Source organism: Thermotoga sp. SG1 (assembly GCF_002865985.1).
Classification (GTDB): domain Bacteria; phylum Thermotogota; class Thermotogae; order Thermotogales; family Thermotogaceae; genus Thermotoga.
Map to the genome: position 1 here is coordinate 366,657 of NZ_LNDD01000004.1, position 15,722 is coordinate 382,378.

Annotated in this window: 15 protein-coding genes; 5 read left to right on the forward strand and 10 right to left on the reverse strand. The window is 46.3% G+C overall.

The annotated features are described in order from the left end of the window. Positions 1 to 5: 5 nt before the first annotated feature. Positions 6 to 1,454 (forward strand): IMP dehydrogenase, encoded by a 1,449-nt coding sequence (gene guaB / locus AS006_RS07245; RefSeq protein WP_101513670.1) that lies wholly within the window; start codon positions 6 to 8, stop codon positions 1,452 to 1,454. Here guaB and AS006_RS07250 read toward each other — a convergent pair. The 10 genes from AS006_RS07250 to AS006_RS07295 are packed head-to-tail and all read right to left on the reverse strand — an operon-like array spanning position 1,445 to position 9,827. Further along, a complete protein-coding gene (locus AS006_RS07250; protein ID WP_101513671.1) occupies positions 1,445 to 2,500 on the reverse strand; it encodes a lipopolysaccharide assembly protein LapB in 1,056 nt (351 codons plus the stop codon). The genes guaB and AS006_RS07250 overlap by 10 nt on opposite strands. A 4-nt stretch (positions 2,501 to 2,504) precedes the next feature. Continuing rightward, positions 2,505 to 3,521, reverse strand: coding sequence for an AI-2E family transporter (locus tag AS006_RS07255; RefSeq protein WP_101513672.1), 1,017 nt, complete (start codon positions 3,519 to 3,521; stop codon positions 2,505 to 2,507). A 1-nt stretch (position 3,522) separates the two neighbouring features. Beyond that, positions 3,523 to 4,296 (reverse strand): alpha/beta hydrolase, encoded by a 774-nt coding sequence (locus AS006_RS07260; RefSeq protein WP_101513673.1) that lies wholly within the window; start codon positions 4,294 to 4,296, stop codon positions 3,523 to 3,525. After that, on the reverse strand, positions 4,293 to 5,708 hold the full coding sequence (gene gltX / locus AS006_RS07265) for a glutamate--tRNA ligase (RefSeq protein WP_101513674.1): 1,416 nt from the start codon (positions 5,706 to 5,708) through the stop codon (positions 4,293 to 4,295). The genes AS006_RS07260 and gltX overlap by 4 nt, the downstream gene beginning before the upstream one ends. Next, positions 5,702 to 6,391, reverse strand: a complete 690-nt coding sequence (locus AS006_RS07270; RefSeq protein WP_101513675.1) for a PHP-associated domain-containing protein — start codon at positions 6,389 to 6,391, stop codon at positions 5,702 to 5,704. The genes gltX and AS006_RS07270 overlap by 7 nt, the downstream gene beginning before the upstream one ends. Then, positions 6,388 to 6,717: a DRTGG domain-containing protein gene (locus AS006_RS07275; protein ID WP_199167487.1), complete on the reverse strand. Its 330-nt coding sequence runs from the start codon at positions 6,715 to 6,717 to the stop codon at positions 6,388 to 6,390. Before AS006_RS07275 ends, AS006_RS07270 begins: the two co-directional genes overlap by 4 nt. Next, complete coding sequence (locus tag AS006_RS07280) at positions 6,695 to 7,645, reverse strand: CBS domain-containing protein (protein ID WP_101513677.1); 951 nt, start codon at positions 7,643 to 7,645, stop codon at positions 6,695 to 6,697. The genes AS006_RS07275 and AS006_RS07280 overlap by 23 nt, the downstream gene beginning before the upstream one ends. A gap of 1 nt (position 7,646) precedes the next feature. Next, on the reverse strand, positions 7,647 to 7,991 hold the full coding sequence (locus AS006_RS07285) for a DRTGG domain-containing protein (protein ID WP_101513678.1): 345 nt from the start codon (positions 7,989 to 7,991) through the stop codon (positions 7,647 to 7,649). Positions 7,992 to 8,002: 11 nt separating this feature from the next. Continuing rightward, entirely contained in the window at positions 8,003 to 8,398 is a 396-nt protein-coding gene (locus tag AS006_RS07290; protein ID WP_101513679.1) for a SoxR reducing system RseC family protein, read from the reverse strand. A gap of 4 nt (positions 8,399 to 8,402) precedes the next feature. Further along, the gene (locus AS006_RS07295) at positions 8,403 to 9,827 is read right to left on the reverse strand and encodes an RtcB family protein (protein WP_101513680.1); all 1,425 of its coding nucleotides are present in this window, start codon (positions 9,825 to 9,827) and stop codon (positions 8,403 to 8,405) included. Positions 9,828 to 9,889: 62 nt separating this feature from the next. On the opposite strand from AS006_RS07295, the gene AS006_RS07300 reads away from it, so the two are divergent. The 4 genes from AS006_RS07300 to ileS are packed head-to-tail and all read left to right on the forward strand — an operon-like array spanning position 9,890 to position 15,721. Further along, complete coding sequence (locus AS006_RS07300; protein ID WP_101513681.1) at positions 9,890 to 10,390, forward strand: Mut7-C RNAse domain-containing protein; 501 nt, start codon at positions 9,890 to 9,892, stop codon at positions 10,388 to 10,390. Continuing rightward, positions 10,323 to 12,596 (forward strand): ATP-binding protein, encoded by a 2,274-nt coding sequence (locus AS006_RS07305; protein ID WP_101513682.1) that lies wholly within the window; start codon positions 10,323 to 10,325, stop codon positions 12,594 to 12,596. The genes AS006_RS07300 and AS006_RS07305 overlap by 68 nt, the downstream gene beginning before the upstream one ends. Further along, a complete protein-coding gene (locus AS006_RS07310; protein ID WP_101513683.1) occupies positions 12,593 to 12,946 on the forward strand; it encodes a response regulator in 354 nt (117 codons plus the stop codon). The genes AS006_RS07305 and AS006_RS07310 overlap by 4 nt, the downstream gene beginning before the upstream one ends. Positions 12,947 to 12,964: 18 nt before the next feature. Further along, on the forward strand, positions 12,965 to 15,721 hold the full coding sequence (gene ileS, locus AS006_RS07315) for an isoleucine--tRNA ligase (RefSeq protein WP_101513684.1): 2,757 nt from the start codon (positions 12,965 to 12,967) through the stop codon (positions 15,719 to 15,721). The last annotated feature ends 1 nt before the right edge of the window (position 15,722 follow it).

Consider the following 15,722-nt stretch of genomic DNA (forward strand, 5'->3'; position numbering starts at 1 on the left):
ATGTGATGAAAGAGGCCTTAACGTTCGACGACGTGTTGCTCGTTCCTCAGTACAGTGAAGTGCTTCCAAAAGACGTGAAAACACAGACAAGACTCACCAGGCAGATTCGGATAAACATTCCCCTTTTGAGCGCTGCGATGGATACCGTTACAGAGGCTGCCCTTGCCAAGGCTCTGGCAAGAGAGGGAGGAATTGGGATCATACACAGAAACCTCTCTCCAGAGGAACAGGCTCACCAGGTATCGATTGTGAAAAAGACAGAAAATGGCATCATATACGATCCCATAACAGTGACACCGGATATGACTGTGAAAGAGGCTGTTGACCTCATGTCGGAGTACAAGATAGGTGGTCTTCCTGTTGTGGACGAAGAGGGAAGACTCGTCGGCCTTCTCACAAACAGGGACATCAGGTTCGAAAGGAACCTCTCGAAGAAGATAAAGGACCTGATGACCCCAAGGGAAAAGCTCATCGTGGCGCCACCAGATATTTCCCTTGAGAAAGCGAAGGAAATCCTTCATGAACACAGGATAGAAAAACTTCCACTCGTTTCCAAAGATAACAAACTCGTTGGTCTGATCACCATCAAGGATATCCTGAGTGTGATAGAACACCCGAACGCTGCAAGGGACGATAAGGGAAGACTTCTCGTTGGTGCCGCCGTCGGCACGGGTCCCGACACTATGGAGAGGGTGGAAAAGCTGGTCAAAGCAGGAGTGGACGTTATCGTCATAGATACAGCACACGGACACTCAAAAAGGGTGATCGAGACTCTCGAAATGATAAAGGCTGACTATCCGGATCTGCCAGTTGTGGCTGGAAATGTAGCCACGCCCGAAGGAACCGAGGCGCTCATAAAGGCAGGGGCAGATGCGGTGAAAGTTGGAGTTGGACCTGGTTCCATATGTACCACAAGGGTGGTTGCGGGCGTTGGAGTTCCACAGCTCACTGCCATCATGGAATGTGCCGAAGTCGCCAGAAAATACAACGTCCCGATCATAGCAGATGGGGGGATTCGATACTCCGGTGATATCGTAAAGGCCCTGGCAGCTGGTGCTGAGAGTGTGATGGTGGGAAGTATCTTTGCAGGAACAGAAGAAGCCCCGGGAGAAACGATACTGTATCAGGGAAGAAAATACAAGGCTTACAGGGGAATGGGAAGCCTCGGTGCGATGAAGTCTGGCAGCGCCGACAGGTACGGTCAGGAGGGGGAGAACAAGTTCGTTCCGGAGGGAATAGAGGGCATGGTACCGTACAAGGGCACCGTGAAGGATGTGGTACATCAGTTGATCGGCGGCCTGAAATCCGGTATGGGATACGTAGGAGCTAGAACGATAAAGGAACTTCAGGAAAGGGCCGTCTTTGTCAGGGTCACACCCGCTGGTGTGAAAGAAAGCCACCCACACGACATCATCATAACAAAAGAAGCGCCGAATTACTGGATTCAAACCTGAGAGAGCTTCTTTATGATCTCGTATTCTTCCATTGCCTTCTCATGCATGCCAAGCTCTTCGTAGAGTCTGGCAAGTTTCAATCTGAGTTTCACGTTCTCTGGACTTTTCTGGAGCAGCTTCAAATAGAGCGAAGCTGCTCTTTTTTTCAAACCAAGGGTTCTGTAAAGAAACGCTCTGAACCTTGCTGAAAACAACAAAAAAGCGGGTAGAACCAGGAAAAAGTAGATGTATGTAGTGTTTTGAACTGCTCTGGCTCTTTTTTCACTGAAGAAAAAAACCAGTTTCTTTCTGAGGTTTTCCTTTGGAATGGTGAGACTTTCGTATTCAGAGAAGATTTCTTTTGAGTCTTCGGGCGAGATGGAAGAATTCAGCCTTGTCATCAAAGAAAGGTATTTTCTGATCTCTTCTTCCAGGGCACTTGGTCGATCGTACCCCATGGTCCTTGCGATCTCAAAGAGTCTCAGAAAATACGGATATTTTCCTTCTTCGAGTGGCAGATTCTCTATTTTCTGAACGATGGCAAGACCTATTTCTTCTGCGTTTTTGATCTTCGAGAGTGCGGAGATCACTTCGTAAGAGAACAAGAATGGGTTTTCAAAAAATCTACTGATGAGTTCTTCTGCAAAAGCGTCCGGTTTTTCTATCTTCAGGGGAACGTTCAGTTTCCAGAAAAACGGGTACTCAAGTATATCACTTAGACTCTGAAGGCTCCCTACAAACGATTCTAAATTTGAGAAAACTCTCTTCAAAAGATCGGTTTCCTCCTCCAAGAATGTTTCATCTTTCAGCTTCTTCATCAGTCCTTGAAGATCTTCAGAGGAAATCTCTTTTGACAGTGAAGGATGAGCTTCGACCAGTCGCTTTTTTGCAAAGAGAAGTTCCCCTACCGTTTCAATCTCTGGATCAGAGGGGTTCTCCTTCACGTAGTTCAGAAACAAGTTGATGGCTTTCTGTAGATCTGTTTTTGAGACTTCCTTTATCTCATCGAGAGAAATGGCCAGAAGAAATGTGGAAAGGAAAAGGAAAAATAGGGCTACCCTCCACAAGATATCACCCCGATTCCAGAAGGGGCTCCAGGAACTTTTTCCAGAAGACTTTGAGGAACAGGGCAAGTGGTACTCCAACGAAGGATCCAAACATACCAAAGAGCTTGCCAAAAAACAATATGGATAGGATTATATAAACAGGATTGAGCTTTTCCAATCCCTTCATCAGCTGGATGAACACGATGAAGGCAACAGCATGGATGAGTATGGCAAACAGGGCGATGAGTAAAACGCCCTTCACACCGAGTGTGAGAGAAAAAAGCAAAACGGGAACGTACTCGAGAACCACTCCAACAATCGGTATGAAGTTGGTCACGAACGCCCAGAGACTGATGATGGCACTGTATTTCAGGTCGAAGATCTCAAACACAATCCAGTACGAAAGACCGATGATAAGAGCGTTTATGAAGATCACCCTTATGTACCTTCCCATACTGCTGTAGACGCTGATCAAAAACTTTTTTGCTTCTTCTCTAGCGCTTCTTGGATAGATTGAAACGAAGAAATTGGCGATCTCACGAGTGTAGAAAATGGTATAACCAAGTCCAAACAGTGTGAATACCACCACGGTAGTAACGGAGAGGAAATTGGTGGTCACAAGCGAGAAAACGTAGTTCAACAGATCGCTGAGCTTGGGCTCGAGGAACGTCATTATCTTGTCGAAGACGGGAACCAGCTCGGGTGATTTCACATAATCTTTCCACACCTTGTTCTCAAAAACACCCGTTATAAACTCGATGAAATTGCCGAACTCGTTGAACACAGGAGGAATGATCACATAGAGAGAGTAGACAACCACAAAAAAGAACAACAAAAGTGCCACAACACGGGAAACCCGTCTTCCAAATCTCATTTTCTCAAAGACCCGAACGACGGGATCCAGCAGCAGTGTAAAAAATATCATCATCGTGATGACCGCAAAAACTTCCGGAAACACCTTGAACACCAGAAACGATATCAGAATGTACAGAGTGGTGAAGAAAAACGCCTTGTCTTCAACGAATCTTCTGATCCTCTCCAATTCATTCCCTCCCGAGTTTTTCTATACTCCACTCCACCAGAGTCTGGTAGAAAGTCTTCTGATGCTCAGGATCCTCGAACAGTTCGTGGTAACCACCCGGAAAACTCACCAGTTTTTTCTCTGTTTTCAACGCTTCGTAGAATTTTTTGCTTCCCTCAAAAGGTACCACGCGATCGTTCGTTCCGTGAAGAATGAGAACAGGAACTTTTATCTTGTCCGCTTCTCTAAAGGCTCTCTTCATGTGCGAGAGCATATCTGAGGCCAGTTTGAACGAGATCCTGTCGTGAACGAGAGGATCTTTTATGTACGCTTCCACCGCCTCTTTGCTTCGAGAAAGGTCTTTCGGATCTATGTTGTTGCTCATGGTGAGAAATGGCACAAACATCGACAGAAATTTTACAAAGAGAACCAGGATCGGCAGTGGTGGATCCAAAAGTGAAAGAGCGGGGGCAGACACCACCAATCCCTTCAGGTTCTCCGGCTGGAAAGTCTGAACGTATCTGATGCTCAAAAGACCACCAAGGCTGTGACCGAACAGAACGTATCTTTTTAGATCACGGCTGAGGTCTTCAAGAATCCTGAAAACATCTTCGAATCGAAGATGCCCCCGTCTTCCCTCGGCTTTTCCGTGACCGGGAAGATCAAAAGTGATCACCTGAACACCCTCTGAGACAAATTCCCTCACCAGTCTTCTGTACCTTCCGGAGTGTTCACCAAGACCATGAACGATCACAACTGTTCCTTTCCAATCCTCTCCGTGTTTTTGAAGGTTCATGTTCCTCCCCCCAGCGCTCTTTCGAGTCTTCTCATGAAAACCTCTTTACCGAGGATTGGTATTATGTTCACAAGTTCTGGACCCTCATCCTTTCCGGTGAGAATCCTTCTCAGCGTCATGTAAAAATCTCTGGGCTTTATTTTGCTGTTTTTCAGCACCTTCTTGAAGATCTTTACGATGCGGTCCATCTCCCAGTCAACGCTCTGAAGTTCCTCCCTCAGAGAAACAAACGCAGGCTCAATATTTTCTGGTATATCTATCGGTTCTGGATCTTCGAAGAAAAAGCGTGCCTCCCCCGGTAGATCGGCAAGGGTTTCCGCCCGCTCTCTTGTGACCTCCAAGACCTTTTTCAGATAATTCTCATCGTCTACCTTCAAGCCTGATTTTTCGAAAAATGGCCTGGAAAGTTCCACTAGCCTTTCTAAAGATGTATTCCTCAAATAGTACCCGTTCATCCACTTCAGTTTCTGCGGATCGAAAATGGCAGGGTTCGGACTGAGCCTGTCCAGGGAGAAAGAAGCGACCAGCTCCTCTATACTCAGGATCTCCTTTCCCTCTGGATGGGACCAACCCAGGAGCGCCAGATAGTTCACCACTGCCTCCGGAAGATAACCCATCTCCCTGAAGGCCTCCACGGAGGTGGCTCCGTGTCTTTTACTCAATTTCTTACCATCCGGTCCCAGTATGGTGGAAACGTGTGCAAAAACGGGTGGTTTTTTTCCAAAGGCTTCGTAGATTGCAAGCTGTCGTAGTGTGTTTGATAGATGATCATCTCCTCTGATCACATGGGTTATTTCCATGAGCATGTCGTCCACCACACATGCGAAATTGTAGGTGGGAAGGCCGTTGCTTCTCATTATCACAAAATCCCCTATCGAGCCCTTTTTGAAGATAACCTCTCCTTTCACCACATCGTTCAGAGAGTAGTCCTTCCTTGGCATTTTGAAAAAAACAGCGGGTGAAAGACCTTTTTCTTCGTACTCTCTTCTTCTTTCTGGTGTATCGTACTCTTCGAACATCTCCTGAGAGTAATGAGGTGGTTTTCCCTCCGAAAGGAGTCTTTCTCTGATCTCCTCTATCTCTTCTGGATAGGCGTAGACGTGGTATGCCTTTCCTTCTTTCACGAGAATCTCTGCGTATTTTCTGTATATCTCCACTCTCTCGCTCTGTCTGTACGGTCCAAAATCTCCACCCACATCGGGTCCTTCATCCCATGTGAGTCCGAGCCATCTTAGAGAATCCATGAGTTTTTCTTCGTACTCTCTTTCTGACCTTTCCAGGTCGGTATCTTCTATTCTCAGAACGAATCTTCCCTTTTCCTTCCTTGCGAACAGAAAGTTGAACAGTGCGGTTCTTGCCCCACCAACGTGCAGATATCCTGTTGGACTCGGTGCAAATCTCACCCTTACCAATCCAGAACACCTCCCAGAGTGTACTCACCGTTCAGTATCTGATCCAGAACCTTCTTCGGTGAATCGGGTTTCCCCTTCAGTTCTATGTATTTTCTTCCTACCTCATCGGGAAAATGCGCATCGGATGAAACTATGACTCTGAATCTTCCCTCCGCTTTTCTTTTTCCTTCTTCACTCACCACCTCGGCTACTGGAACATCGAGGTTCGGAAAAAAACCAAGCTGGTACAGAACACCGAACCTTCTTTCAACGTGAGCGTAAACTGGCACTCCTCTGAAAGACAGAACAAGCTCAACTGCCTGAGATATCGTCAGGTTCGTTGGAAAACCAAGCGGTGCGTTCTCGTAACCGATGTAGTCACCGTTTTCGTCGACGAGAAGCTGATATCCCATTTTCTCGTGATCATGCTTTAACCTGGGAAGATGTTCGTACACGATTTCTGTGAGTTTTAGGGCATCCTCAAAATCTGTGAAGAATCCAATTAGATGAACATCCTCCACAGTCTGTATCTCCACACCGGGAATAACGAGCTTTTTCATCTTCGAAAAAGCAGGAGCATTCTTTGCACTGTTGTGATCGACGATCCCCAGGATGTCCATTTCCGTCTTCTCGATAACAGGTGGTATCATGAGAAGGTCTGCGCACGGTGAAAGACACGTGTGCACATGAAGATCTGCCTTCATCGCAACCCCAGTTCGTACACCTTCCCCGAAACCATGAAAGAGTTCTCACTGGACTTCAAAAGGACTATCCCGTTCTCTCTGGCCTTATCAATCGTCTCTCTTTCGTACTCGTGCCCATTGCAGAGTATGATTCCTTTTATCCCGACAACCGTTGCAACTGCAACTATGTTCACATGAGACTGAACGGTGATCCAGAGAGTGGACGGCTGTGCTTTTCCAAGGACTTCACTCAAAAGGTCACAGGTGAAACCGTGTTCCACTTCAACGTTCAAGTCCCCACACACGTGTTCCAGACCAAGTTTCTCAACTATCTCCCCTATCCTCACGTTCATCCCTCCTGAAGAAGACCATCTCGACTATCACACCTTTTCCTACCTCTGAGATGATGACCATTTTATCGGAGTACCTTTTCATGTTCGGAAGCCCCATTCCCGCTCCAAAACCGAGTTCTCTTATGTGATCGGGTGCTGTGGAATACCCTTCCTTCATGGCAAGTTCGAGGTTTTCAATACCTTTTCCTTTGTCTTCCACTCTCACCGTGATCTTTTCATCGTCTATGAAACAGTATATGTATCCATCAGACTCGCTGTGGATGACCACGTTCGCCTCCGCCTCATAAGTTGCGATCGCTACTTTCCTTGCAAGTTCCTCGTCCACCCCGCGGTCCAGAAGAAACTTCTTCAATCTAGAGGCACCGATACCTATCATGTTGACATCGAAGTAATCTATATGGAAAACGAAATCTGCCTTTCCCTTTTCTAGAGTTTCCCCGGTGATAAGTGATGTACCCTTTTCAAGAACTTCTTCCATCCTCTTGTCATGAAGGTACATGATACCAAGTTTTGCCAGAAGGAAATATATGATATCGTGCTTTGTGACGATACCAACAAGTTTTCCTTCATCGTTCACAACAGGAAACCTTCCATAACCATATTTCTCAAACGTCTTCACTGTGTCCTGTAGAGTGTCGGATTCTCTCAAACATACCACGTTTCTGGTCATACGTTTTTCCACGCTGTCCTTTATGTAGCCACCCTCTAAGGCCTTTATTATGTCTTCCAAGCTGACTATTCCAATAACGTGCTTTTCTTCGTTCACAACTGGTACTCCAGAGATCCTCTTGATACGCATAATTTCCTTCACATGAAGGAGGGTTTTGTCAGGAGTTACGTAGACCACATCAGGATTCATGAACTCGGAAACTCTCACATCCTGGAATACTGCTTGGAGCCTGTCTATAATGGAAACACTCATTCTATCCTCTCCTGATCGGTTTTAACCCCTTTAAAAACAACCTTCCACACGTCTCGAACATAGAAAGATTGGTCGCAAGAACGGCTATGTTACACTCCTTCGCGAGATTAACGATGTTCTCCGGAATGTCTTTTTTCCTGACGAAAAGAACCGCTGGGATGCCCACCACCATGGCTGTTCTCACCGCTTGTGGAGAGTGAAGTCCGGTGATCAGAAGAACCCCTGGCTCAGCAAAAGCGAGTACATCGCTCATGAGATCCGTTGCAATGGCCTTTTCTATTTCCAGCGTTCCATTTCCGGTGAGAATCACTCCTTCTATCGTGGAAGCTATCTCTTCCAAGGTCACGGGAACACCTCCTAAGTAGCTTTACCAATGATTTTTGGAGGTTTTTTGTCCTTCTTTCTGAAACGCAAAAGAGAGTAATAGACGAAAACCCCTCCAAGTGCGGCAGAGAACGTCAGCCAGTCTTTCCAGTTCAGAGAGTATCCAGTTATCACGAAAGCGGCGAATATCACAAGTGGAACGAAGTAAACGATGGTTGATACCTTCATGGGATTGTACTCGGGAATATCCACGATCACTTCGTCGCCTGGTTTTAACTGCTCTCTTCCATCCCACTCTGCTTCGACATTTATCTCGTTTCCAGAAATACATATATTCTTTGCTGGACAGCTTCCACACGCACTCGTTCTGGCTTTGGTTACAACTACTCTGTTCCCTTTCACTTCCCTCACGAACATCCTCTCAACCATGGAATCACCCCTTCACAACGCCGAGCGGCACCATTCTGGCAACCTTCCTTGAGATACCTATCTCGTGCACGATGTGTACGACCCTGTCCACATCTTTGTAAGCCTCGGGCGCCTCTTCGACGAGCGTTTTTTTGCTTTTGCTCATGACGACGATGTTCTTTTTCTCCAGCTCGTCAAGGATCTCCCTGTAACTCCACCTCTTCAGAGCGGCAGATCTACCAAGAACCCTTCCAGCGCCGTGTGCTGTTGATCCAAAGGTCTCTTCTTCGGCTTTTTTGGTACCGATCAGAAGGTAAGAAGCCGTTCCCATGTCACCCGGTATGATAACGGGCTGACCTACATCCCGGTAAATTTCTGGAACTTTTTCGTTTCCAGGTCCAAGAGAGCGCGTGGCGCCCTTTCTATGAACAACCAGTTTTTTTCGTTTACCGTCTATTTCATATTCCTCCACTTTGGCTATGTTGTGGGCAACATCGTAGATCAGTTCCACACGTGTGTCTTTTCCAAAGACTTTCCAGAAGGCCTTTCTGACTAAATGGCCGAGTATCTCCCTGTTTGCGAACGCGTAGTTTGCTGCACAGTTCATAGCAGAATAATAAGCCTGACCAAGTGGATGCTCAAATGGTGCGTTTATGAGTTGCTTGTCGGGTAGGTCCCTGTTGTGTTCTTTCAGGCCGTCCCTCATGAGTCTTATGTAATCCGTTGCCACCTGATGTCCAAAACCCCTGCTTCCAGAGTGTATCATGACCGTTATCGTACCCACTTCCAGACCGAAGAACTCCGCCAGGTCCTTGTCGTAGATCTCCTCTACCATCTGAACTTCTATGAAGTGATTCCCCGCTCCAAGTGTTCCGAGCTCGTCACTTCCTCTCTCGAAGGCTTCCTCAGACACATAGTTGGGATCGGCGGGGTGTATCTTGCCACCGTCTTCTATCCTCTCAAGGTCCTCTTCCATACCATATCCAGCTTTTACTGCCCATTCTGCTCCTTCGACGAGAACCTTCCTGAGACCTTTTTTCCCAAGAACAATGTCTCCTCTTGCTCCAACACCGGCAGGCACCATTTCATAGATGGTTTCAACGAGGGACTTCAATCTGGCTCTGACATCTTCGTACATGAGGTCTGTTTTCATGAGCCGAACACCACAGTTTATGTCGAAACCAACTCCTCCAGGTGAGATGATCCCATTTTTCGTGTCAAAAGCTGCAACACCGCCTATCGGGAAGCCGTACCCCCAGTGTATGTCGGGCATGGCAAGGGCGTACTCCACGATCCCAGGAAGCGTTGCCACGTTCATGAGCTGCTTCATGGCTTCTTTGAACTGAGGATCCTCCACACTCTCGGCGTCTGTGAAAACGATGGCGTCCACCCTCATCTTTCCCTCTTTAGGGATCCTCCACATATATTTATCGAGTCTTTCTATCTTCATAGCCGATCCCTCCCAATTTTTAGTTTATCATTAAATGATAGAATTGAACGAGGAGGCAAAAGATGAAAGAATATCGCCTGGCTGTGGATTCAACCCTTATCCCTCTGGCAAAGAAAATGAGAACGCTCGGACTGGACGTCGCAATCTGCCAAGCAAAAACGCCAGCCGAAGCTCTCGTTTTCTGCAGAAAAGAAAAAAGACTCCTTCTCACAAAAAACAAACAACTTGCCCGCTTTTTCGAAAAATACAACCAAGAGTATTTACTTGTTACCACAGAAAAGGAAGGTCTCAAAGTAGTTCTTGAACGTTTTAAAAAGGGAAAGCCAAGGTGTCCATTCTGTAACAAAGAGTTAGTACCGATTCGACGAGAAGAAGCAGTCGGAAAGGTCCCGGTCTACGTATTTTTGAGTTCGGAAAGATTCTCAAGATGTCCAGAATGTGGCAGAGTGTTCTGGAGGGGATCTCATCTACGATGGATCGAGGAAGTGATAGAACATGACTTTGAAGGATTTGAAGAAGATACAGGGAATAGAGGTGATAAAGGACAACACAGACATTCCTGAAGGAGTGTACTCCTGTAGGATTGGTCACTTTACAATCGTGGCACACGATCACACTTCAGCACTCATGGTGAAGCTGTTTAAAAGCCTTTCCATCTACAGGACTCTATTCTCTTTCTTCAGACTTGCCTGCCACCTTTCGAAAGAAGAATTCTTCAAGCGATCTCTCAGGACTGTTGAAAGGCTTCTCTGCGCAGATGGGGTGTTCTTCATCGACACTCACGCCTCCTTTTCCTCCAGAGGAGAGAGTATGTCTCTTGATGAGGTAAAGAGAACATATTCGAATGTTCACATAAGAGAGCTGAAGAACAGGTTCTACCTCGTTATTGCAAGAGAAGAAAAACTGAGCGAAGAAGAAGATCTCTTCTGTAGAAAGTTCCTGGAACTGGTTGAGTCATTGAACGAAAAGTCACGCTTCAAAGAGGATATACAGAAGATGAAGGAAGCTCTGAGAGAACACTCAAAACTGGTGGAGATTCAGAAAGAACATATAAAAAGAATGAGGATAATTTACTACGTCAGCCAGGCCATGCGATCCGTCTACGATCCAAACAATCTGTATCGGGTGATTCTTCTGAGTCTTGTTTCAGAGAGGGCTTTCAATTTCGATCGGGCGATCCTTTTGAAAAAAGACGATGTTACTAACTCTCTGGTGGTCGTTTCTGCCCTAGGCGGAGATACAAAGCAGGAACACGAAGAACTGAAGCGCTATCTCAGAAAAAGAACCCTCAGATACACCGATCTTGTCCAGTTTCTCAGGGAAGAGGCACTCACATTTTCTTTTGGAACAAGTTTCAGCGAAAGACTGAAACAAAGAAGGTTCTATTATAGAGGACATCCCATTTTCGAGAGAGTTGTTCTAAGAAAGAGTACGGTGAGAGTCTCCAGAGACATTCTCAGAAAAATGGGTTATGAAGCAGAAGATGTACTCGATGCTTTCAAAAGCGAAAGCTTCGTTGTTTTTCCTCTCTTAGGGCGCTGGGACACCCTTGGGGCAGTTGTGGTGGACAACAGATTCAGTGGAAGACCGATCACAGATCTGGATCTCGACGTTCTGAAACTCTTTTCGGAGAGTGCGGGCCTTGCCCTGGAGAACGCTATCAACTACGAGGATTTGAAAAGGAAAACCTTGGATCTTCAGCGTCAAAACGAACTTGTGGAAAAGTTGAAGAATTTCAGTGAGAGCATTTTGGAGAGCTTGGAAGCCGCCATCATAACACTGGACAGAGATGGTCGAATAACAGAGTGGAACAAAAAATCAGAGTTACTCTTTGGCTACAGGAAGGAACGGGTGCTCGGAAAGAGGTTGAAGAGTCTTCCTGGATTTGAAGAAATAGGTGTTATTGCCGAAAGTGTCATGGAAAAACATGAACCAATTTTTCTTAACTTCTACAGGTTTCAAGAGAAATACTTCAACGTGAGATTTTCTCCACTGAGGAACACCAAAACACAACTCCTCGAGGGCGTGATCATCACAGTCGATGATGTAACCGAGCTGTACATGTACGAAGAGGAACGAAAGAGAAAAGAAAGGCTTTCAATACTGGGAGAGATGGCTGCACGTGTCGCTCACGAAATTCGAAACCCCATTACCATAATAGGTGGCTTTGTGAAACGAATAAGAAAACACATAGACGATCCCGAAACATTGAAAAAATATGTGGATATAATCACCGGTGAACTTTCAAGGCTCGAGGGAATCGTCAGGGAAATACTGGAGTACAGTAGAGAAGAGCAGATACTGGAATTTTCCGAGTTCAACCTGAACGAGCTCATAAAAGAAGTCTACGTGCTCTTTGAGGAAAAACTCAATGAAATGAACATAGATTTTCTCTTTGAAACTGACAATGAAAATCTCAGGGTGAAGGCTGACAGGTCGAGAATAAAGCAGGTGTTGATTAATCTTGTTCAAAATGCGATAGAGGCAACGGGAGAAAATGGTAAGATAAGAATAAAGTCGGAGGATGTCTACAATGTGGCAAGAGTTTCTGTCTGGAACTCAGGACCTCCGATTCCGGAAGAATTGAAAGAAAAGATATTTTCACCGTTCTTCACCACCAAAACACAGGGAACGGGTCTTGGTCTTCCTATTTGCAGGAAAATTGTAGAGGATGAACATGAAGGAAAGATATGGGTGGAGAACACCGAAGGAGGAGTTATGTTCATTTTCGAGATTCCTAAAACACCAAGAAAAGAGGTGAGAGAATGAAAAAGAAAATACTCGTCGTGGACGACGAACCTAACATGCGAGAACTCCTAAGAGAAGAACTCGAAGAAGAGGGGTACGAAGTGGAGACAGCGGAGAACGGTGAAGAAGCCTTGAAAAAGTTCTCTACAGGTGATTACGACCTGATGATACTCGACATAGAGATGCCCGGAATGAACGGTCTAGAAGTTGCGGGAAAGATTCGTGAAATGAAGAAAGATGCCAGAATCGTCCTGCTCACCGCGTATTCTCATTACAGGTCGGATCTTTCATCGTGGGCTGCCGATGAATACGTTGTAAAATCGTTCAACTTCGATGAATTGAAAGAAAAGGTGAAGAAACTACTCTCGTGACGCAGGAGGTGTGAAGCGTTGGATTACAAAAATACACTGAACCTGCCAAAGACTTCGTTTCCAATGAAGGCGAACCTGGTCAACAAAGAAAAAGCCTTCCTGAAAGAATGGGAAGAGATGGATCTCTACAACTACGTCCTCGAGCAGAGAAAGGGAAAACCCCTCTTCGTTCTCCACGATGGCCCACCGTACGCCAACGGACACATACACATCGGAACGGCACTGAACAAGATTCTGAAGGACATCGTGGTCAAGTACAAGACGTTGAGAGGGTACAGAGCACCGTACGTTCCAGGATGGGACACCCACGGTCTTCCCATAGAACACAGGGTTTCTCAGGAACTTGGTGACAGGATAAAAGAGATGTCACCAGCAGAGATAAGAAAGAAGTGTGAGGAGTTTGCTCTGAAATTCGTTGATATACAGAGGGAAGAGTTCAAAAGACTGGGTGTGCGTGGAGACTGGAACAATCCTTACATCACTCTCAAACCGGACTACGAGGTGAAGATCCTCGACGTGTTCAAGACTCTCGTTGAACAAGGGAACGTTTACAGGTCTTTAAAGCCAATCTACTGGTGTCCAAGATGTAGAACCGCTCTTGCAGAAGCGGAAATCGAGTACCATGATCACAGATCACCTTCCATATACGTGAAGTTCAGATCGAAGGATGATCCAGACTTCTATATCGTGATATGGACCACCACCCCCTGGACCCTTCCAGCAAACGTTGGTATCGCGCTTCATCCCGATTTTGAGTATTCCGTTGTGAGTGTCGGAAAAGAAAGATGGGTGATCGCTACAGATCTTCTTGAGGCTTTCTCCAGGGAAACGGGTGTCGACTGTTCCGAAGTGGTAGGAAAGATAAGGGGTAAAGATCTGGAAGGGAAAGAATTCCAGCATCCCATTTTCGAAGGTAAGACTTCCCGCGTGATACTGGCAGACTACGTTTCTCTGGAAACGGGAACGGGTTGTGTCCACATCGCTCCGGGGCACGGTGAAGAGGATTACGTCTATGGTCATGTGAAATACGGTCTTCCCATCGTCTCTCCGGTTGACGAGGAAGGACGATTCACCGATGAAGCGGGGAAATACAGTGGAATGTTCATAGAGGATGCCAACAAAGTTATCATAGAGGACCTGAAAGAAAAGGGAATACTCGTTCATGCATCCACCATAACACACTCCTATCCACACTGCTGGCGCTGTAAGGGACCGGTGATCTTCAGGGCAACCGAACAGTGGTTCATCTCGGTGGATCACAACAACCTGAGGCAGAGGGTACTTGAGGAGATAGACAGGGTCAAATGGATACCGGAGTGGGGTCGAAATAGAATCAGATCCATGGTGGAGGAAAGGCCAGATTGGTGTATCTCAAGACAGCGTGTCTGGGGAACTCCCATACCGGCTGTCAAATGTAAGGAATGTGGAGAAGTCACTCTCGATCCAAAAGTGATCGAACACTTCATGAAGATCGTGGAGAAGGAAGGAACGAACGCGTGGTTTGAAAAAAACGTGGAAGAACTGATCCCTGAAAGTTTCAGGTGTCCAAAGTGTGGGGCGCACTCTTTTGAAAAGATGCTCGACACACTCGATGTGTGGATCGATTCTGGGTCCTCTTTCGAGTACATAACCATGAGGGAAGACCATCCTTTCCCGCTGGACATGTACCTTGAAGGAAGCGATCAACACAGAGGATGGTTCCATTCTTCCATTTTCCTCGCCGTTGCAAAGAGGGGATCTGCCCCATACAAAGAAGTACTGACGCACGGGTTCATAAAGGATGAACTCGGCAGGAAGATGAGCAAATCCCTTGGAAACGTTGTGGATCCCATGGAAGTGGTCGAAAAATACGGTGCAGAGATCTTGAGGCTCTGGCTTGCAAGTAGCGATTACTTCAACGATATAAAGATCTCCATGAGGATAGTGGAACAACAAACAGAGGTTTACAAGAAGATAAGGAACACGTTCAGATTCCTGCTTGGAAACCTTGAGGACTTCGATCCAGAACTGGACAGAGTACCTTACGAAAAGCTTCTCACCATTGACAAATGGGCACTCGGAAGGCTTCAGGAAGTCATAAAACGTGCCACAGAGTGCTACGACAGTTACGAATTTTCCAAAGTCTACAACCTCGTGGTGAAGTACTGTACAACAGAGCTCAGCTCTCTCTACCTTGATGTTGTAAAAGACAGGCTCTACGTCGAGGCAAAAGATTCTCTCTACAGAAGATCGGCACAGACGGTGATGCACGAAATACTCATCGCACTCATGAAGATCCTCGCTCCCATCATGACCTTCACGATGGAGGAAGTGTATTCACACCTTCACGAAAAAGATAGAAAATACAAAACAGTCCAGGCCGAGTACTGGCCGGAGTACAGAGAGGATCTGATCGACAGAAAGATCATGGAGGATTTCGAAAAACTCCTCTCCATAAGAGAAGACGTTCTGAAGGCGCTTGAAGAGAAAAGACAGCAGGACGTGATAGGACACTCTCTGGACGCTGAGGTGGTCCTTGTCCCAAGAAACGACTCTGTGAAGGCCCTTCTCGAAGAGTACAGAGACGTTCTCGAAGAACTCTTCATCGTATCAAAGGTGCACCTTTCGGATGGATCTGGTGAACTGAAAGGAGAACTCGTCGAGGTTACCGCAAAACACGCAGAAGGAGAGAAATGTCAAAGATGCTGGAAATACACAACCGAGATCTCCCAATCTGAAGAATTTCCCGGCGTTTGTCCCAGGTGTCTTGCTGTTTTGAAAGGGGAAAGGAAGTGAA

Bases quoted from the DNA above. Each gene is read 5' to 3' on its own strand.
- AS006_RS07310 (WP_101513683.1), top strand. From the start codon at position 12,593: ATGAAAAAGAAAATACTCGTCGTGGACGACGAACCTAACATGCGAGAA.
- AS006_RS07305 (WP_101513682.1), top strand. From the start codon at position 10,323: ATGACTTTGAAGGATTTGAAGAAGATACAGGGAATAGAGGTGATAAAG.
- AS006_RS07280 (WP_101513677.1), bottom strand. From the start codon at position 7,645: ATGAGTGTTTCCATTATAGACAGGCTCCAAGCAGTATTCCAGGATGTG.
- AS006_RS07290 (WP_101513679.1), bottom strand. From the start codon at position 8,398: ATGGTTGAGAGGATGTTCGTGAGGGAAGTGAAAGGGAACAGAGTAGTT.
- AS006_RS07295 (WP_101513680.1), bottom strand. From the start codon at position 9,827: ATGAAGATAGAAAGACTCGATAAATATATGTGGAGGATCCCTAAAGAG.
- guaB (WP_101513670.1), top strand. From the start codon at position 6: ATGAAAGAGGCCTTAACGTTCGACGACGTGTTGCTCGTTCCTCAGTAC.
- AS006_RS07300 (WP_101513681.1), top strand. From the start codon at position 9,890: ATGAAAGAATATCGCCTGGCTGTGGATTCAACCCTTATCCCTCTGGCA.
- AS006_RS07260 (WP_101513673.1), bottom strand. From the start codon at position 4,296: ATGAACCTTCAAAAACACGGAGAGGATTGGAAAGGAACAGTTGTGATC.
- AS006_RS07270 (WP_101513675.1), bottom strand. From the start codon at position 6,391: ATGAAGGCAGATCTTCATGTGCACACGTGTCTTTCACCGTGCGCAGAC.